This is a genomic window from Brevibacterium aurantiacum, assembly GCF_900169065.1.
In the GTDB taxonomy this organism is placed as follows: domain Bacteria; phylum Actinomycetota; class Actinomycetes; order Actinomycetales; family Brevibacteriaceae; genus Brevibacterium; species Brevibacterium aurantiacum.
On sequence record NZ_FXZB01000019.1, the window covers coordinates 26,017 to 44,364 of the forward strand.

Genomic DNA, 18,348 nt, shown 5'->3' on the forward strand with positions numbered 1-18,348 from the left:
GAAACGAGGGGTGTTCAGACCTCGACGATCATCTCGATCTCGACCGGGACATCCAGCGGCAGGACCGCCACACCTACTGCACTGCGGGCATGGACTCCGACGTCGCCGAAGACCTCGCCGAGGAGCTCGCTGGCACCATTGATCACCTGTGGCTGAGCAGTGAAGTCCGGTGCGCTGGCGACGAAGCCCGTGACCTTGACGATGCCTTTGATCGCAGACAGCTCACCGGTGATCGCACGAATGGCGGCCAGGGCGTTGAGGGTGCACTGGCGAGCCGCGGCCTGGGCGTCTTCGAGGCTGACCTCGGCACCGACCTTGCCCGTGTGGATCGGCTGCCCGTTCTGCACGGGAAGCTGACCCGAGGTGTAGATTTACTGACCTGTGCGCACGGCCGGAACATAGGCGGCCACGGGCGCGGCGACCTCGGGGATCGCCAGTCCGCGCTCTTCGAGGCGTGCTTCGGGTGTGCTGCTTGATTCGCTGCTCATTTGAGGACTCCTGTCGTCATGAATTCGTCGAGGCGCTCACGGTAGCCGGTGGTGTCGATCGCGGCTTCGGTCAGCCATTGGGCAGAATAGTATTTGTCGAGGTAGCGCTCGCCGGGGTCGCAGATCAGCGACACCAGGCTTCCTGTCTGTCCGGCTGCCTTCATCTGCGAGACGATGCGGAATGCGGCCCACAGGCCGGTGCCCGTCGACGCCCCGGCACGACGTCCCATCAGTGTTTCGAGCAGCTGGATGGATGCGATGGCGGCAGCGTCGGGAACGTGCATCATCCGGTCGATGCTTGACGCGATGAAGCTCGCCTCGACCCGCTGTCGTCCGATGCCCTCGATCCGGGACCCCTGATCGGTCGTCGCCGCCGGATCGTGGTCGCGCCAGCCGGCGAAGAAGGCCGAATTGTCCGGATCGGCCACGCAGATGCCCGTGGCCCGACCGGTGTAGCGAACATATCTGGCCAGGGTCGCCGAGGTGCCGCCCGTGCCGGCGGTGGCGATGATCCAGGAGGGTTCGGGGTGGGTCTCACTCGACATCTGATCGAAGATCGACTCGGCGATATTGTTGTTGCCGCGCCAGTCCGTGGCCCGTTCGGCATAGGTGAACTGGTCCATGTAGTGACCGCCGGACTCTGCGGCCAGATCAGCCGCGACCTCGTAGACCTCATTGGCGTTGTCGACGAAATGGCAGGTGCCGCCGTAGAACTCGATGAGCGAGATCTTCTGGGCACTCGTCGATCGGGCCATGACGGCGATGAACGGAACGCCGATCAGCTGAGCGAAATACGCTTCGGAGACCGCGGTCGATCCGCTCGAGGCCTCCACAACCGGGCGACCGGGGCGAATCCACCCATTACACAGTGCATGGAGGAAGAGTGAGCGGGCCAGACGGTGTTTGAGTGAACCGGTGGGATGGCTCGACTCGTCTTTGAGATAGAGGTCGATTCCCCAGTCGGAAGGCAGCGGCACATGCAGCAGGTGCGTGTCCGAGGATCTGTTGGCATCTGACTTCACCGCTCTGATGGCTCCGGCCAGCCACTGGCGGGCTTGCGGATCGTAGCGGTCGATGTCGTCTTCGGCAGGCACGCTCGTGTGATCGTGTGAGTCGGTCATGGCCTCGAGCTTATGGGATATCCCAGACGATGCGACAGCGCCGACGCTGGATGCGCCGGCGCTGACAAATCTCACTTCAGCCCTCGGCGAGCATCTTCTCGAGCTTGTCGTAGCCCTCGCGAATTCCGTGCTCCATGCCGGAGGCGACCATTCCGTCGCGCGATTCGAGAGAGTCGAAGACCGATGTCGACTGCAGGCGGGTCCGCCCATCGCCGAGGTCGGTGAGCGTGAGGATCTCGAGGTTCACGGCATCCGGGAAGCCTTCGAAGGTGAAGGTCTGGACGATGCGTTCGTTCTCCCGCACTTCGTGGAAGGACCCGAAGAAGCCGTACTCACCGTCGTCATCGGTCGAGACGTAGCTCCACTTCCCGCCGGTCTGCGCGTCCCATTCGCGGATCGTGTTCGTGATCGAGTCCGGTCCACACCATTTGACGAAGAGCTCGGGATCGATGTGGGCGCGAAACACCTTGTCCGGGGTGGCTGCGAAGTCGCGCGTGATCGAGACGGTTTGGATTCCTTCCGGCACGTCGAGCTGCAGAGTGGAATAGTCGGTGTCATTGGTGGTGGTCATGTCATGCTCCTTTGCTTGATTCTTCTTCTGAGTCCTCGTCCGCGTTCATCTCATCGAGAACGGCGTCGAGGCGTTGGTAGCGTTCTTCGGCCTGGCGTTGATATCTCTCGATCCATTTCGTCATCAGATCGAACACATTGTCTTCGAGGTGGACCGGTCTGCGCTGGGCGTCACGGGTGCGAGTGACCAGTCCGGAGTCCTCAAGCACCTTGAGGTGTTTCGACACGGCCTGGACGCTGACCTCATAGGGCTCGGCGAGTTCGTTGACCGTGGCGTCGGCGAGGGACAGCCTGGCGACGATGTCTCGTCGAGTCGGGTCGGCCAGGGCCGCGAACACCTTTGTCAGTTGGTCTGCCACCGAGCCTCCAATCGTTAATCAACCTGCTGGTTAAATACAACGGTAGACCGACACGACCATGTATTCAACCGTTTTGTTGAATAGGTTTTTCGCAGGTATTCAAAAAACCCTCTGACCAGTGTCGATGCTCTGAAGAGTGGGATATTTTCTCACTTCACCGACCGATTCCGCACTCAGGATTTCTGCTCAGCACCACCTCGGCGAGGCAGGTCTGTCGTATGGTCGCTGTAGCGACAGTGCCGGATCAGGGTCGAGGGTCATCGCCGATGACGCCGGCGCTCATGTCCGGGAAAGACAACGATGTCTGGGGAATGACAATGCCAACTTTGCGACAGCAGCTGTTCCGAGTGAAGCCGGTCCCGCAGCAGGGCGAGAGCCCGGAGAGTGACCTCAAACGTACGATCGGCCTGTTCTCACTGACCATGATCGGCGTCGGATCGACCATCGGCACCGGTATCTTCTTCATCCTCTCCGAGTCGGTGCCCGTTGCCGGACCTGCAGTGATCTGGTCCTTCGTCATCGCCGGCCTCGTCGCCGGTCTCGCGGTCATCTGCTATGCGGAGCTGGCAGGCAGCGTGCCGGTGTCCGGGTCCTCCTACTCCTACGCCTATGCGACGCTCGGCGAGCTGCCGGCCATGGGCGTCGCGGCCTGTCTCCTCCTCGAATACGGGGTCGCGGGAGCCGCGGTCGCCGTCGGCTGGTCGCAATACGTCAACCAGCTGCTGTTCAACCTCTTCGGCTTCGAGATCCCCCACGCCCTGGCCTACGCGCCGGAGGAAGGCGGGATCGTCAACCTGCCCGCGATCCTGCTGCTGGCCATGTGCTGCTTCCTGCTGGTTCGCGGCACCGGGGAATCGGTCGTCATCAACACCGTCATGGTGTGCACGAAGATCGGCGTCCTCCTGTTCTTCGTCTGCGTCGGAGTCACCGGCTGGAACGTCGACAACTTCGCTGATTTCGCCCCCTTCGGATTTTCCGGGGTGGTGGCAGGCTCGGGCCTCATCTTCTTCAGCTACGTCGGCATGGACGCTGTGGCCACAGCCGGCGATGAGACGAAGAACCCGAAGAAGACCATGCCCCGAGCGCTCATCGCCGCCCTCATCATCGTCACCACCGTCTACGTTCTTGTCGCCGTCGCGGCCCTGTCGGCTCAGCCCTGGCAGGAATTCGAGGGACAGACGGCTGGGCTCTCGGCGATCCTTGAGAACATCGTCGGCGCCCAGTGGCCCGGCACGATCGTCGCTGCCGGTGCCGTGATCTCGATCTTCTCCGTCACGCTTGTCTCGATCTACGGCCAGACCCGCATCCTGTTCACGATGTCACGCGACGGAATGATGCCCAAGCTCTTCGGCGAGGTCAATCCCCGCACGCTCACCCCGGTCAAGGGAACGATCGTCGTCACCGTCGTCATCGCCATCCTGGCCGGCTTCATACCGCTGAACTTCCTCGCCGAGATGACGAGCATCGGCACCCTCGTGGCCTTCGTCGTCGTGTCCCTGGCCGTCATCATCCTGCGCGTGCGCGAACCCAACCTCGAACGCGGCTTCAAGGTGCCCTTCTACCCGGTCCTGCCGGTGCTCGCGATCATCGGCTGCCTGTGGATCATCAGCAACCTGCAGATCATCACGATCGTCGTCTTCCTCATCTGGACGGCGGTCATCCTCGGCCTGTACTTCATCTTCGGTCGCAAGTCCTCAGTACTCGGCAAGCAGCGAGCAGAACAAGAACGCATTGGCGGAACCGATCCTGCAGGAGGGAAACAATGAGCATCGTCGTCGGCATTGCACCAGGTCAGGACAATAGGCCGGCCGTAGAGTTGGGGGTCGTGCTCGCACGGTCCTATGGACACCGGCTGGTGGCAGTAGCCATCGACTCCGCCGCCTGGCCGATGAGTCCCGCGCTGTTCGAAAGCGAATACCAGAAGAAGCTGCGCAACGTCGCCGAGGCTGCCCTGGACGAGGTGCGGGCGCTCCTTCCCGATGACATCGAGTCCGAATGCCTCGTCCACAGTGCCCGTTCATCGCGACGGGGACTGCTCGAGATGTGCCAGAAGGAGAATGCCTTCCGCCTCGTCGTGGGTCCTGCCGCTGACGGGAAGCCGGGGCGGATCGCCTTGGGCTCCGTCTCCACCGGACTGCTGCACAGCGCCAGCCTTCCGGTGGCACTTGCCCCGGTCGGTTACCGCGTTGCCCCTGAGGCTCGCCTCCGCAGGCTCACTGCCGCATACAGCGGATCGTCCACCTCGGCGGGCCTTATCCTCGGGGCCGCCGTGGTCTCTGCAGAGTCCGGTGTGCCCTTCCGCATCGCCTCCTTCGCTCCCCGGTCGCGGGTGATTTCGGCGGCAGGTGTGGGACTCGATGTCGAATCCAGCGTGATCGATGAGTGGGCCAACGTGATTCGACGCGACACCGACGAGATCCTATGCTCGATCGACCGGCTTCAGATCAAGCCCGGCGAGACCGATGTCGCCATCGGGACAGGGTCGGACTGGGAAAGTGCGCTCTCTGCGGTCCAATGGGAGGATCCCGAGATCATGATGCTCGGCTCCTCCGGCCTCGGGGCACTCAAGCGGGTGTCGCTGGGCAGTCACGCGATGCGGATTCTGCAGCACTCGCCGGTGCCCATCGTCGTCGTGCCACGGCGGGCGAAGTCTGATTACACCTCGGCAGCCGTCTGAGTTCCGGGGGCTGCGGTCGTCTGACGGCTGGGGGCGGCGGCCCTCGTTTCTGCTGAGCAGCAGTGGCAAGCAGCAGGTAGGAAACGGACGAAAATGTGGGTCGACAGCCCGCAATTCCGCAGTGCGGAAGAGATTGTGCGATGGTCCACAAAACTAGTGTCCAATACTTGAACGATTCCAACCTAGGATGTGAGACGCCGCTAGCGTGGGCCCACAGGCTCACACAGCGCGTCCGTCCAACGACGGCCGGATGCGGGAGCCTGGTGAACAAGGAAGGAACCGTATGGAATTGCTGCGTTTGGGCCCCATCGGCCACGAGATCCCGGTCGTGCGTGACAACGACGTCTACTACGATCTGCGCCCCCTGACCACCGACATCACCCCAGAGTTCTTTGCCGACGACGGCATCGGACGAGTCCGCACCGCACTGGACGAAGGCAGCCTCGTGCCCCTCGAAGAAGCGGAGGATCTGCGCATCGGAGCGCCGGTTGCTCGCCCCTCGGCAGTGGTGTGCGTGGGCATGAACTACGCGGCGCATGCTCGAGAAGCTGGCGCAGAGCCGCCCGCGGCTCCCGTCGTCTTCTTCAAGATGCCATCGACGATCGCCGGCCCCTACGATGCGCTCGAGTTGCCGCCCTACGCTACGAAGGCCGACTGGGAGGTCGAGCTGGGACTGGTCATCGGCAGCCGAGCCTTCAGAGTCGCCTCGGCGGAGGACGCATACTCACATGTGGCCGGGTACATGCTGGCCAACGACCTGTCCGAACGCAGGTTCCAGATCGAGGAGTCCGGCGGACAGTGGTCGAAGGGGAAGAACCTCCCCGGCTTCACGCCTCTGGGTCCGTGGATCAGGCCCGCCGCCGAGGTGGATCCCGGATCCCTGCGACTGCGCAGTTGGGTCAATGGCGATGTGCGCCAGGATTCGTCGACGCGTGACCTGATCTTCGATGTCGGGCAGATCATCTATCTGCTCAGCCAGACGATGCCCTTCGAGCCCGGGGACGTGATCCTCACAGGAACGCCGCAGGGCGTGGCAATGTCGGGGAAGTTCCCATACTTGGCTGCCGATGATGTCGTCGAGATGGAGATCGAGAGCCTCGGTCGACACCGCCAGGCCGTGACCGTCACACAGTGACGGCAGCGTAATACCGCCGAGGTGGTTGCGGGCTCAAGATCGAGTCACAGAGTTAGAGTCGAGTTACAGAAGTGGGGCGGTACTCCCGAGCGGGAGTACCGCCCCACTTCGATTACCGCGTAAAGTTGTGGGAATCAGCGCTGCTGGTCGAAGCCGCCCTGTTCCTGACCGCCCTGCTGGCCGCCGAAGTCGCCGCCGAAGCTGCCGCCCTGCTGGTCGCCGCCACCCTGGCCGCCTTCGCTGCGCTCGTTGTCGCCACCGAAGCCACCCTGCTCGGACTGCTGGCCGCCGCGCTCGTTGTCGCCGCCGCCGAATCCGCCGGACTCCTGGCCGCTGGACTGCTGGCCACCTTCGTTGCGGTCATCTCCGCCGCCGAAGCCGCCGCCCTGCTCGGACTGCTGGCCGCCGCGCTCGTTGTCGTTGCCGCCGCCGAAGCTGCCCTGGCCGCCGCCCTGCTCGGACTGCTGGCCGCCGCCCTGCTGCTGTTCCTGGCCGCCACCGAAGCCGCCACCCTGCTGCTCCTGGCCGCCGCCGCCGCCGAAGTTCTCGTTGTCCTGTCCAAAGTTTTCCGACATGTTTCACTCCTTGGTTGATGACATACGGCCGCGTCCTGCTGTTTGGTTGCCAGTCTTCGACATCAACAGTCTTGATACAAGGGAATGCAAGGAAAATTGCGTGAAATTGGCTCAAGTCTCAGAGGCTGTTCATTTCCTGCCGATCTTCACAGCAAGCTCGGAGAAAACAGTCGCGGTGAATGACGTTTCAACAAGATAGGCTCACCACCGCTCGCCTGCGGCTGCCTCGCACTCCTCTGCATGACAACCACTCTCGAGGACTCCCGGGACGGTGAAATGTCGCCGTTGATTGTGCTGACCTGGCACTATTGCAGAAAGACAGAAACCGGCACCGGCCGGCAGCCAGACCCGAGCCCGATCGACGAACAGGAGCATCGACATGACAGCACGTCGTCTTCCACTCAGCGGTGTGCGAGTCCTCGAACTCGGCAACTACATCGCGGCACCCACCACCGGGCGCATGCTTGCCGACTTCGGCGCGGAGGTCATCAAGATCGAACGCCCCGAGAGCGGCGACGAACTCCGCAACTGGCGCCTCAAGCAGGGCACCACCTCGATGCTCTATCGCACCATCAACCGCAATAAGAAGTCCGTTGTCCTCGACCTCCGCTCGGAGGAAGGCAAAGCCTCGGCCCTCGAACTCGTGCGCCGCAGCGATATCGTGCTGGAGAACTTCCGTCCCGGAACCATTGAGAAATGGGGGCTCGGGCCCGAGGTCCTCGAAGAGGCCAATCCCGATATCATCCTGGTTCGCATCTCCGCCTTCGGTCAGACCGGTCCCATGTCCGAACGTCCCGGTTTCGCCGCCGTCGCCGAAGGCTACTCCGGCTTCCGCGAGCTCGTCGGTGACCCCGACCGGCCCCCGGTGCGCGTGGGCATCTCGATCGGTGACTCCATCGCCGGCATGCAGGCCGCCTTCGGTGCCGTGATGATGCTCTTCGATCGTCAGCGCCAGAAGATCGCCGGTGCCGCCGAGGCTGTCGTCGGCTCCGATCACAGCTTCGAAGGCCGGAGTTCCCTGGCCGATCGCACGGTCGACGTCGCCCTTAATGAAGCCATGTTCTCCGTCATGGAGTCCCTCGTCCCCGATTACTCCGCCTTCGGCGAGACGCGCACGCGCACCGGCGGCCGGATGGAGGGCATTGCCCCGTCGAACGGCTACCTCTGCGCCGGCGGAAAGTCCGTGGTCATCGCCGGCAACGGCGACGGAATCTACAAACGCCTCATGGACGCCGTCGACCGCCCGGACCTCGGCGAAGACCCCGACCTGCAGACCAATGCCGGACGGTGGGAGCGACGAGAGGAGCTCGATGAGGCCATCGGCGCCTGGTGTGCGAAGCGCGATGTCGCCGAGGTGGTCGAGACACTGGAGGCCGCCGGCGTTCCAGCCGGGCCGATCTACACCGCCGAAGACCTCGTGGCCGATGAGCAGCTGGCCGCGCGCGGCATGATCCAGCACCTCGACGTCTCGACCGGCGAAGAGATGCTCAGCGATGTCGCCTTCCCGGGAATCACCCCGGTCATCGGCGGCTCATCGATCCCGATCGACCACCTCGGCCCGGATCTGGGCGAACACACCGACGAAGTGCTCGAACAACTCGGCGGGAAACTGCCCGAACGCGACTGAACAATCACGACAGTCCACTGAGCAATCACGACAGTCTTGGGCGACGCCTCAGCCCAGGACCAAGCACGGTCTTCTGAACTGCCGAGAACATAAGTCCCATTAAACGGGAGTGACCGTCTTCACTTCACGTCTGCTTCTCACATAGCGAACAAATCGCGACCGCGCTCACCACGGGGAACCCGCGAAGAGCTATGTTGTTTGCAGGCGGCAGCACGCAAGGGAGCGTGAGGCCGATCTCTTCCCGCTGTCCGGGAAAGAAGCAGGTCAACGAAGGAGCTCCCACCATGGTTCGGCCCACATCGGTCACGATTCTCGACACAACGCTGCGCGACGGTCTCCAGATCGAAGACGCCATCGTTCCCACCGACGCCAAGGTCGCACTCGGCGAGCAGCTCATCGCCACAGGTCTCAAGGAGATCGAGGTCGGATCGTTCGTCAATCCGAAGAAGGTCCCACAGATGGCCGATACCGGGGAGGTCCTGCAGCGTCTCCAGTCCCACGAGGCCGAAGGCGTCGACTTCTTCACCCTCGTCTTCAACCTCAAGGGTGCTCAGCGTGCCGTCGACGCAGGGGCGAAGAACATCAAGCTCGTCCTCTCCGCATCCGAAGGTCACTCGCAGGCGAACTCCGACGCCCCTATCGCCCAGGCCACGCAACGACTCCTCGAAGCCGCGACCTTCGCCAAAGACAACGGGGTGCGCTTCGACATCGCCACCGCAGTCAGCTTCATCTGCCCCTTCGACGGAATCACCGATGCCGACCACCTCGTCGAGGTCCTGCGTCCCTTCGTCGATGCCGGGGCACACGGGGTCGGGGTCGCCGACACCATCGGAAACGCCAACCCATCGCTGGTGGCCAGGAACACCTCGGCGGTCATCGAAGCCTTCCCGGGCAATCCGGTCAACCTGCACCTGCACGACACCTACAACTTCGGAATGGCCAACGTCATCGCCGCACTCGACCTCGGAATCTCGAACTTCGACGCGGCCATGGGCGGCCTCGGCGGCTGCCCCTTCGCCCCGGGCGCAGCCGGCAACATCGGCACCGATGACCTCGTCCACCTCCTGCACCGCGAAGGTGTGAACACCGGAGTCGACGTCGAGGCACTCTCGGCAATCCGGGAGCCTCTGACCTCTGCAGTAGGCCACGAGCTGACGTCGAGCCTCTCCTCGATCCCCGCCGTCCCGGCGGCCTACCATGCTTGAGCAGGGCGAATCCTCGACCGTCGGTGCGGAGGAGCTGCCGCTGGCGGGCATCCGCGTCATCGAGTTCTCCCACATGGTCATGGGGCCCAGCTGCGGGATGATCCTCGCCGACCTGGGCGCCGAGGTGATCAAGGTCGAACCGCGCGGAGCCGGGGACAAAACCCGCTACCTGCCCGGCTCAGGATCCGGGCTCTTCCCCGCCTTCAACCGCAACAAACAGTCCGTGCAGCTCGACATCGCCGAGGCGGCCGACCGTGACGTCGCCCTGTCCCTCATCGATTCCGCCGATGTTCTCCTCGAGAACTTCCGCGTCGGGAAGATGGAATCCATGGGTTACGGCTACGAGGAGCTCGCGCAGCGCAATCCGCGCCTCATCTACTGCTCCCTCAAGGGATTCCTGTCCGGCCCCTATGGTCAGCGCACCGCCCTCGACGAGGTCGTGCAGATGCTCGGCGGCCTGGCGTATATGACCGGCCCGCCCGGACAGCCGCTGCGCGCCGGAGCCAGCGTCAACGACATCATGGGCGGCATGTTCGGCGTCATCGGCGTGCTCTCTGCACTGCGTGTGCGCGAACGCACCGGTGAGGGACAGGTCATCAACTCCGCCCTGTTCGAGAACAACGCCTTCCTCGTCGGCACGCACATGGCTCAGGCCCAGATCAGCGGGGAACCGCTGCGTCCGATGCCCACCCGTCGGGCCACCTGGGCCGTCTACGACATCTTCCGAGACAAGCACGATGACCAGATCTTCGTCGCCGCCGTCAGCGACGGGCAATGGCATGACCTCTGCGACGAGTTCGATCTGAGCCAGCTCGCCGGCGATCCCGAGCTCGAGACGAATCAGGGACGAGTCGACCAGCGTGATCGCATCCACCGCGAACTGCAGGCGGCACTGTCCCGACTCGACCTCGCCGAGATCGAGGAGAAGTGCACCCGCCGCGGACTGCCGGTCGCCCCGGTCAACACCCCGGCCGACCTCACCACCGACGCCCACCTCGTCGCCTCCGGGGCCCTGGCCAGCACCGGTCTGCCCAGCGGTGACCAGGTCGACGTGCCGTTGCTGCCGCTGACCTTCGGCGGTCGTCGACTGGGACTGCGCAGCGATGTGCCCACCCCCGGCGAGCACAACAACCGGTACCGCGACGGACCAGCCGACACCTCGGCGGCGGACTCCGACCCCGGGCAGACAGCGACGACTGACCCATTCGCCACGGACACCGATGTCGAAGAGTCGAAGACGCAGTCCCAGTAACACCACAGGCAGTCCCAGCAGCACCACAGTCATTCCACCACAGCAGATATCAGTTGCATTCGAAGGAGAAGCAATGCGGTCAACGGTGATCACAGGACAAGGACGGGCCACCTCGGCGAGGCAGAAGGGGAAGGCATTGAAACCGGCCATCAAGGTCGGTGCGGTGCTCGCAACACTGGCGCTCGTAGCCACGGGATGCGGCAACAAGGCTCAGCCTCCGGGGGAGGGCAGCGACTACCCGAAGGGCCCGGTCACGGTCAACGTCCCATCGGAACCCGGCTCCGGTTGGGACACCACCGCGCGTGCCCTCGTCGAAGCCCTGCAGAAGGAGGAGATCGTCTCCACCCCGCTGCCGGTCCAGAACAAGCCCGGAGGGACGGGCTGCACGTGGATGACGTCGATGATGCAGCAGGAGAAGGGCAAGGACGACCAGATCGCGATCACCTCGCTGGCCAGCCAGACGATGAAGGCTCGCGGACTCTGCGAATTCGGTCCCGAGGACACCACCCTCATCGCCACCATGTACGTCGAGGACTTCATGGTCGTCACCCCCGACAAGGGCGACATCAAATCGGTCGAAGACCTGGTCAAGGCGCTGAAGAAGGACCCGCAGAAGGTCACCGTGGCAGCCTCCGGCGATGACACGCTGCCCTTCGCGCTCTTCGCCAAGGAAGCCGGAGTCGACCCGGCGGACATCAACTTCGTCAACTACGAAGGCGGCGGCGAGCAGACCACCGCCATGCTCAACGGTGATGCGAAGGTCGCCATCGCCGGGCTGAGCGAATTCCGCTCCGTACTGGAATCCGGTGACATCAAACCGCTCGTGACCTTCGCAAAGGAACCGCTGCAGGCTCCCTACGACTCGGTTCCCACCGCTGCGGATGCCGGCTACGACGTGACCCTGGGCAACTGGCGTGGAGTCTACGGACCGGCCGAAATGCCGCAGGAGGCCGTCGACTACTGGGCCAAGACGCTCGAAGAGGTCAGCGAGACGAAGACCTGGAAGGACACCCTGGAGAAGAACCAGTGGGCTCCCGAGTTCCTCACCGGCGACGAGGCCAAGAAGTACGCCGAAGAGACAGCCGCCACCGTTGAGGAGGGCGTCAAAGAGACCGATCTGGGCAACAGCAAATGAGAACGCTGACTCCGGCGCTGAGAGGTGATGTCATCACCGGCATCGCCGTCACTCTCGTCGGCGCGGTCTACTACATCGCGACGTTCTGGATCCAGGAGACGAAGAACATCGTCACCCCGCGGACCTTCCCCGCGATCGTGGGCATCGCGCTCATCGTGCTCGGCCTCTTCCTCATCGGTCAGGCCGTGTACCGGAGCCGGAAACTCGCCGAGGTGGTCCCCGCTGGGGCCGCCTCGGCCAGTAGCGGTGCCAGTGGAGTGGCGTCGGGCAGCGGTGCGGCGGATAGCGGTGTGGAGGACGAGCCCGCGGGGGTCGTACTAGATGCTCCTGAGGAGCCGAAGTCGAAGCAGGTCGTGCTGCAGTTCGCGCTCTTCTTCATTTACCTCGGAATCCTCATCCCGGTCGGTTTCCTGCTCTCCACGGCAGCCTTCCTGATGACAATGACCAGCATCTATGCCCCGCACCGGTGGATTCGCAACCTCATCTTCTCGGTGCTCTTCTCCGTCATCATCTACGTCGCGTTCGTCTACGGGCTGGCCGTGTACCTGCCCGTCGGAATCCTGGGCTAGGGGCCGAGCATGGACACTCTCATCGATCTGGGCGGCGGCTTCGCCTCGGCGCTCGAACCCCTAAGCCTCGCCTTCGCTCTCCTCGGCGTCCTGCTGGGCACCGTCGTCGGCGTGCTGCCGGGCATCGGCCCGATCTCCGCGATCGCAATCCTCATCCCGGTGTCCTTCGGGATGGAGCCGGTGCATGGCCTCATCCTGCTCTGCGGCATCTACTACGGGTCGATGTACGGCGGCTCGATCACCGCCACACTCATCAAAACCCCTGGTGAGGTCGCCAGTGCAGTAACCGCCATCGAAGGCTACGAAATGGCTCGCCGAGGACGGGGCAAGGCCGCGCTCGCGACTGCGGCGCTCGGGTCCTTCCTCGCCGGCACCCTGGCGATCATCGGGCTGACGTTCCTCTCGCCTGTGCTGGTGCAACTGGCGAATGTCTTCGGCTCCACCGAATACTTCCTGCTCATGGCCACAGCACTCTTGCTGGCCTCGACCATGTCATCGGGCTCACGGGCGAAGGCCCTCATCTCGATCTTCATCGGCCTGGCTGTCGGTCTCGTCGGTCTCGACTTCCAGACGGGCCTGCCGCGCCAGACCTTCGGCATGAGCCTGCTCTCTGACGGCATCGACTTCACGATCTTCGCCATGGCGCTCTTCGCGATCCCAGAGGCGATCCGCAACCTTGCGCTGGGGCGCGGAGCCAAAGATGTGATCCAGAGCTTCGGGGACGACACGTGGATGACGAAACAGGACTGGCAGCGCTCGGCCATGCCCTGGGCCCGCGGCTCGGTGCTCGGCTTCATCATCGGCATCCTGCCCGGAGTCGGCCCGTCCCTGGCCTCGTTCATGTCCTACATCATGGAGAAGCGGATCTCGAAGCGGAAGTCCGAGTTCGGCAAGGGGGCCATCGAAGGCGTCGCCGGACCCGAGGCCGCGAACAACGCCGGAGTCGGCGGTGCCATGATTCCACTCTTCAGCCTCGGCATTCCTGGATCGGCGACCACGGCCCTGCTGCTCTTCGTCTTCACCATGTACGGCCTGCAGCCGGGACCGCTGATCTTCCGCGACGAGTCGGGCCTGATCTGGACGATCATCGCCAGCATGTACATCGGCAACGTGGCCCTGATCATCCTCAACCTGCCGCTTGTGGGCGTCTTCGTCAAGCTGCTGAAGATGCCCAAGGAGATCCTGTTCTCCTCAATCCTCGTCCTGGTGGCCATCGGTGCCTACGCGATCGAGTTCAGCCTCTTCGGACTCATGCTCCTCGGCATCTTCGGAGTCATCGGCTATCTCATGGACAAGGGCGGAATCCCGCTGGCACCGTCCATTCTGGCCCTCGTCCTGGTGCCGCTGCTGGAGGACAACTTCCGGCGCATGCTCCAGATCTCGGGCGGATCATTCATGCCGCTGCTGACTCGACCCGTGTCGTTGTCGATCATCGTGCTCATGGTCCTGGGTATCGTCGGACCGATCATCTTCCGCTGGTGGGTGCGTCGCCGCCAGCTGCTCGCCGATGTGAGCGTGGCATGAAAGAGAACCACATGACTGAAACGACGGACACCTCAGGCACTTCCGGTGCGTCTGCCTCGTCTGGTGGCACTGCCTCGGCGAAGGAGATCGGCGTCATCGATCGCAGCGCCGCGATCCTCACCGCGCTGCAGGACACTCCGTTGACGGCCGCCGAGGTGTGCCGTCGTCTGGGGTATTCCAAGTCCACGACCTACCGCTTGCTGGCGGATCTGCGCACGCACCGTTTCATCGTCCGTGACAACAACGGACTGCTGCGCTTGGGGCCGTTCCCCGGCAGACGAAGCATCGCGACGACGAACTCGGTGCTCGAGCATCTGCGGACCCTGACGAGTGAATCGGTGCAGCTGTGGGTCCGTGTCGGCGAGGATCGAGTGTGCGTGCGCAACGTCGAAGCCGACCATGAACTCCGTGTCTCGCGCAGCGTCGGCACCGTCCTTCCACTCGTCGACGGCGGATCCGGTGCACTGGCACTGTGCGGGCCGGGCAACCCACAGGAGTTCTACGCGACGAAGCAGGCACGAGTGAAGGGAACCGCCTCGGCGAGCGTGGCCTTCACCGTCGGGGGAGCCATCCTCGCACTCTGCGTGTCCTACCCGCTGACCCGGGAGCCGGACAACGTTGCGGGAGCCTACCGAACCGTGCTGAGCCAGGCCGCGGTCGAGCTGAAGGCGCTGCTCGATGACAGCGAGGAGCTGGCCGTTCTGCGCGATATCGCGCGGTTGGCGCTGGGTGCGAAGGTCCGGGAGGGCTAGGGCGAGTTCGCGCTGGTCAACGAGGTGAGCTTCCGTAAAGTGGTGGAGGACATCCCCGATCCTCGGGCGACGAAGAAGGAGACCCACCTTGCCACGCACCGTCTACTACACCGCAACCACCCTTGACGGCTACATTGCGGACCCGAGTGATTCCCTCGAGTGGCTGCTGAGGCAGCCCAACGATGAGTCGGATGACAACTTCTTCGCCGGCATCGGGGCGACGGTGATGGGTGCGACGACCTATGAATGGCTGCTGCGCAATCACGACGGTGCGTGGCCGTATTCCATACCGACGTGGGTGATGACCCATCGGGATCTGCCGAAGCCGTCGAAGGACGAGGTGTCTGAGGATCCGGACATCCGTTTCGCCAAAGGATCGGTCGCCGACTACTACGTGGAGATGTGCATGGCCACGGGAGACCACGACCTGTGGATCATGGGCGGTGGTGGCGTGGCCGGTCAGTTCGTCGATGAGGGTCTCCTTGACGAGATCATCACCTGGACGGCGCCGGTGACTTTGGGGTCAGGGCGCCCACTGCTTCCGCGCCGACTCGATCTTGAGCTCCTCGACGTGGATTGGAAAGGACCTTTTGTGGTCTCTCGGCACAAGGTGGTCGATGCACTGGCCGAGGACCAATAGGGGACTATTCCGCGTAGTCAGCGATATTCGAGACTGAGAAGCGGACCTCCCTATGTTCGAGAGATCCGCTTCTCAGTCGAGTGCACAGCAGAGACCGGTGGTCAGCCGACCTGCAGCTCTCCCATTTCGTCCCAGCCGTCTCCGTCGATCTGCCGAGAGATGATCCTCGGCGTTGATGCGAGGGCGCTGTTCATCGGACCGCCGTCTGCCGTCGCCTTCTGGAAATGATCGGACTTCACGTGTGCTTCGGCGGCGTCGTCATCGAAGGCTTCGACGAGGACGTACTCATTGGGGTCATCGAGACTGCGTGACCAGTCGAACCATTTGTTTCCCGGTTCTGCTCGGGTCGCCTCGGTGAATTCCTTGGTGATCTGCGGCCATTCTTCGGCCTTCTCGGGCTTGACCTGGAACTTGACGACGATGAAAATCATGTGGATCCTCTCTTCTCTGTGTGACGCTAGCTAGTTGTATGAGGCCACCACGTTGGTGACACCGACCGGCAGCCGTGATGCAGGCGGCCTTCCGTGCGATGCGCCGTGGGGTCGGTGGTAGTTGTAGTGGATGTTCCACACGTTGAGCGCTGCCGCACGCTCGTCTTCTGAGGTCCACTCGCGGGCGTAGAGGAACTCCTCAGCCAGGATCCGGTTGTAGCGCTCCACTTTCCCGTTGTGCCTGGGCGTGTACGGAGTGATCCGCTGGTGTCGTGAGCCGAGCATTGCCCTCGCGAAGGCGTCGGCGCGGTAGCACGCACCGTTGTCGGTGACGACGCGGTTGATGCGGGTAATGCCATGGGCTGCAAACCACGCCCTGGCCCTGTGAAGGAACGCGATGGCGGTGACAGCTTTCTCGTCGGACAACGCCTCGGTGTACGCCAGGCGGCTGTATCCGTCGACTGCTGAGTGGAGGTATACGTAGCCGCCGCGTTTGGTCTTCCTCTTTGCCTGCTCGGCTTTCTTGGCCTGGGTGGTACCGCGGCCGTGGATGCGCCAGCCGCCGCCGTCGGGGATCCGGCCGACCTTCTTCACATCGACGTGGACCATGTGTCCCGGCCATCGAGCATTGATCTTGCGAGGCTCGCGGTTCAGGTCCCCGCTAGGGTCAATGAACCGCCGACGGTTGAGTCCGAGCGCTGCGAGGTGGCGGCTCACTGTTCTGCGGCAGATCGGTACACCCTCTACGTGGAGTTCAAACGTGATCCGGCCGGCCGACCACTTGTGGTCGCGTCGCATCTGCTCGATCCGCACCACCACGTTGCCTGGTGTGGCGTGGGGCTGACGCCTGGGCGTGGAAGGGCGGTCGCACAGCCCGAGCTCGCCGTAGCGGCGATATCGGTTGACCCACTTGCTGGCACAAGCCCGGGAGATGCCCATCTCGGCGGCGACGTGGGCGATTGGACGGCTCCGACAGCGCTCGACGAGACGTCGACGCCCCTCGATGGATAGCGGCGAATTGGAGTGTGGCAATAACGTGCTTTCTGTAAAACGAGGAGGGGGCCCGGCCGCGTACGACCAGGCTCGCCTCCTCAAGGGGCAAGGCTGGTGGACTGGCTACTGGAGGGGAATTTCGACGCCACGCTCGCTCTCTGGCCGTGGGCCGAAGATTCGCCGGTCTGCCTCATTGATCCGCGCGTCGTTGATGCTGGCCTCGCGTCGCTCCATCAGGCCTTCGGTGCTGAACTGCCACAGTTCGTTGCCGTAGCTGCGCCACGACTGTCCCGTCGCGTCGTGCCACTCGTACTGGAAACGGACGGCGATGCGATTCTCGCGGAATCCCCACAGGCTCTTGCGCAGGGCGTAGTCGAACTCGCGCTCCCACTTGCTGGTCAAGAACTGGATGATCTCCTCGCGACCGGTGACGAACACGTCGCGGTTACGCCACGCTGAGTCGGGCGTGTAGGCCATGGCGACCCGCTGCGGGTCGCGCGTGTTCCAGGCGTCTTCGGCTGCCTGCACCTTCTGCAGTGCCGTTTGCTCTGTGAACGGAGGGAACGGTGGGCGTGATTCGTTCATGATTCCTTCCTCGTTGAGAACGGACGTTCTCAACGTGTGTTCAGCTATCGTAGGGAACGCCCGTTCTCAACGTCAAGGAGGACTCCCCATGCCAGCGCCGATCAGCGAAGAACAGAAGACCCGCAGCCGCGCCGCACTCCTGGACGCCGCCGAAGCGCTCTTCTATGAACGCGGCATCCAGGCGGTCGGCATGGATGCCATCCGCACCGCCGCAGGGATGCCCTTGAAGCGGATCTACGGGATGTTCTCAACGAAGGAAGACCTGGTCGTTGCGGTTCTGCAGCGACGAGATCGCCGCTGGCGAGCCAGCCTGACCGAATACGTGGAGCAGCACGAGGATCCCCGCGAACGGGTGTTGTCAATCTTCGACTGGCTTGAGCGATGGTTCGCCGAGCCCGACTTTCGCGGCTGCGCCTGGATCAACGCCTACGGCGAACTGGGCTCCACCTCACCTGCGATCCTCGTCGAGGTCCGTGCACACAAGCAGGCCTTCCACGAACAGATCGCTACGTGGGTCGAGGCTGCCGCGAACGTGCCAGCAGAACCTGTGAGCCTCCTGGCTGAAGGCGCGATCGTCACCGCCGCGTTCACCGGAGACACGAGGGCCGCCCGCCCCGCTCAGGCCGCCGCCAAAGCCCTCATCAACTGAGCGTCAACAACCTTTCGTCCCGCAACAGCTAGTTCGGTCGGCGGAGTCTTCACCAGCATTG

Annotated in this window: 19 protein-coding genes and 1 pseudogene; 13 read left to right on the forward strand and 7 right to left on the reverse strand. The window is 63.7% G+C overall.

Features of this window, described 5'->3' with window-relative positions; genetic code table 11:
* Positions 1-14 precede the first annotated feature (14 nt).
* The 4 genes and pseudogenes from BAUR9175_RS13595 to BAUR9175_RS13610 form a co-directional block, all read right to left on the reverse strand.
* Positions 15-488: pseudogene (locus BAUR9175_RS13595) on the reverse strand (RidA family protein).
* Positions 485-1,609 carry a PLP-dependent cysteine synthase family protein gene (locus BAUR9175_RS13600; RefSeq protein ID WP_101584043.1) on the reverse strand — a complete coding sequence of 375 codons (1,125 nt, stop codon included), beginning with the start codon at positions 1,607-1,609 and terminating at the stop codon, positions 485-487. The pseudogene BAUR9175_RS13595 and the gene BAUR9175_RS13600 overlap by 4 nt, the downstream one beginning before the upstream one ends.
* Positions 1,610-1,685: 76 nt before the next feature.
* The gene (locus BAUR9175_RS13605) at positions 1,686-2,180 is read right to left on the reverse strand and encodes an SRPBCC family protein (protein ID WP_009882111.1); all 495 of its coding nucleotides are present in this window, start codon (positions 2,178-2,180) and stop codon (positions 1,686-1,688) included.
* Between the two features lies 1 nt (position 2,181).
* The gene (locus BAUR9175_RS13610; protein ID WP_009882112.1) at positions 2,182-2,538 is read right to left on the reverse strand and encodes an ArsR/SmtB family transcription factor; all 357 of its coding nucleotides are present in this window, start codon (positions 2,536-2,538) and stop codon (positions 2,182-2,184) included.
* A gap of 317 nt (positions 2,539-2,855) precedes the next feature.
* On the opposite strand from BAUR9175_RS13610, the gene BAUR9175_RS13615 reads away from it, so the two are divergent.
* The 12 genes from BAUR9175_RS13615 (at position 2,856) to BAUR9175_RS13670 (ending at position 15,629) form a co-directional block, all read left to right on the forward strand.
* Positions 2,856-4,304 carry an APC family permease gene (locus BAUR9175_RS13615; protein ID WP_029416692.1) on the forward strand — a complete coding sequence of 483 codons (1,449 nt, stop codon included), beginning with the start codon at positions 2,856-2,858 and terminating at the stop codon, positions 4,302-4,304.
* Positions 4,301-5,215: a universal stress protein gene (locus BAUR9175_RS13620; protein ID WP_101584044.1), complete on the forward strand. Its 915-nt coding sequence runs from the start codon at positions 4,301-4,303 to the stop codon at positions 5,213-5,215. The genes BAUR9175_RS13615 and BAUR9175_RS13620 overlap by 4 nt, the downstream gene beginning before the upstream one ends.
* A 283-nt stretch (positions 5,216-5,498) precedes the next feature.
* Positions 5,499-6,350, forward strand: coding sequence for a fumarylacetoacetate hydrolase family protein (locus BAUR9175_RS13625; RefSeq protein ID WP_101584046.1), 852 nt, complete (start codon positions 5,499-5,501; stop codon positions 6,348-6,350).
* Between the two features lie 125 nt (positions 6,351-6,475).
* A complete protein-coding gene (locus BAUR9175_RS13630) occupies positions 6,476-6,943 on the forward strand; it encodes a hypothetical protein (RefSeq protein WP_101584048.1) in 468 nt (155 codons plus the stop codon).
* Positions 6,944-7,304: 361 nt separating this feature from the next.
* Entirely contained in the window at positions 7,305-8,552 is a 1,248-nt protein-coding gene (locus tag BAUR9175_RS13635) for a CaiB/BaiF CoA transferase family protein (RefSeq protein WP_101584050.1), read from the forward strand.
* Positions 8,553-8,836: 284 nt separating this feature from the next.
* A complete protein-coding gene (locus BAUR9175_RS13640; protein ID WP_101584053.1) occupies positions 8,837-9,757 on the forward strand; it encodes a hydroxymethylglutaryl-CoA lyase in 921 nt (306 codons plus the stop codon).
* Positions 9,750-11,009 (forward strand): CaiB/BaiF CoA transferase family protein, encoded by a 1,260-nt coding sequence (locus BAUR9175_RS13645; RefSeq protein ID WP_101584055.1) that lies wholly within the window; start codon positions 9,750-9,752, stop codon positions 11,007-11,009. Before BAUR9175_RS13640 ends, BAUR9175_RS13645 begins: the two co-directional genes overlap by 8 nt.
* A 73-nt stretch (positions 11,010-11,082) precedes the next feature.
* Complete coding sequence (locus tag BAUR9175_RS13650; protein ID WP_083248611.1) at positions 11,083-12,144, forward strand: Bug family tripartite tricarboxylate transporter substrate binding protein; 1,062 nt, start codon at positions 11,083-11,085, stop codon at positions 12,142-12,144.
* Positions 12,141-12,713: a tripartite tricarboxylate transporter TctB family protein gene (locus tag BAUR9175_RS13655; RefSeq protein WP_069599228.1), complete on the forward strand. Its 573-nt coding sequence runs from the start codon at positions 12,141-12,143 to the stop codon at positions 12,711-12,713. Before BAUR9175_RS13650 ends, BAUR9175_RS13655 begins: the two co-directional genes overlap by 4 nt.
* Before the next feature lie 9 nt (positions 12,714-12,722).
* Positions 12,723-14,237: a tripartite tricarboxylate transporter permease gene (locus BAUR9175_RS13660; RefSeq protein ID WP_009882125.1), complete on the forward strand. Its 1,515-nt coding sequence runs from the start codon at positions 12,723-12,725 to the stop codon at positions 14,235-14,237.
* 11 nt (positions 14,238-14,248) lie between these two features.
* Positions 14,249-14,989: a helix-turn-helix domain-containing protein gene (locus BAUR9175_RS13665; protein WP_236850593.1), complete on the forward strand. Its 741-nt coding sequence runs from the start codon at positions 14,249-14,251 to the stop codon at positions 14,987-14,989.
* An 88-nt stretch (positions 14,990-15,077) separates the two neighbouring features.
* Positions 15,078-15,629 carry a dihydrofolate reductase family protein gene (locus tag BAUR9175_RS13670; RefSeq protein WP_069599230.1) on the forward strand — a complete coding sequence of 184 codons (552 nt, stop codon included), beginning with the start codon at positions 15,078-15,080 and terminating at the stop codon, positions 15,627-15,629.
* 101 nt (positions 15,630-15,730) lie between these two features.
* On the opposite strand, the gene BAUR9175_RS13675 is transcribed toward BAUR9175_RS13670, so the two are convergent.
* The 3 genes from BAUR9175_RS13675 to BAUR9175_RS13685 all read right to left on the reverse strand — a co-directional run bounded on the left by BAUR9175_RS13675 (position 15,731) and on the right by BAUR9175_RS13685 (position 17,638).
* Positions 15,731-16,060, reverse strand: coding sequence for a putative quinol monooxygenase (locus BAUR9175_RS13675; RefSeq protein WP_096145751.1), 330 nt, complete (start codon positions 16,058-16,060; stop codon positions 15,731-15,733).
* A gap of 30 nt (positions 16,061-16,090) precedes the next feature.
* Positions 16,091-17,092 (reverse strand): IS481 family transposase, encoded by a 1,002-nt coding sequence (locus BAUR9175_RS13680; protein ID WP_096145750.1) that lies wholly within the window; start codon positions 17,090-17,092, stop codon positions 16,091-16,093.
* Between the two features lie 84 nt (positions 17,093-17,176).
* The gene (locus BAUR9175_RS13685) at positions 17,177-17,638 is read right to left on the reverse strand and encodes a nuclear transport factor 2 family protein (RefSeq protein ID WP_069599233.1); all 462 of its coding nucleotides are present in this window, start codon (positions 17,636-17,638) and stop codon (positions 17,177-17,179) included.
* 88 nt (positions 17,639-17,726) lie between these two features.
* On the opposite strand from BAUR9175_RS13685, the gene BAUR9175_RS13690 reads away from it, so the two are divergent.
* Positions 17,727-18,287, forward strand: a complete 561-nt coding sequence (locus BAUR9175_RS13690) for a TetR/AcrR family transcriptional regulator (protein ID WP_069599234.1) — start codon at positions 17,727-17,729, stop codon at positions 18,285-18,287.
* Positions 18,288-18,348 lie beyond the last annotated feature (61 nt).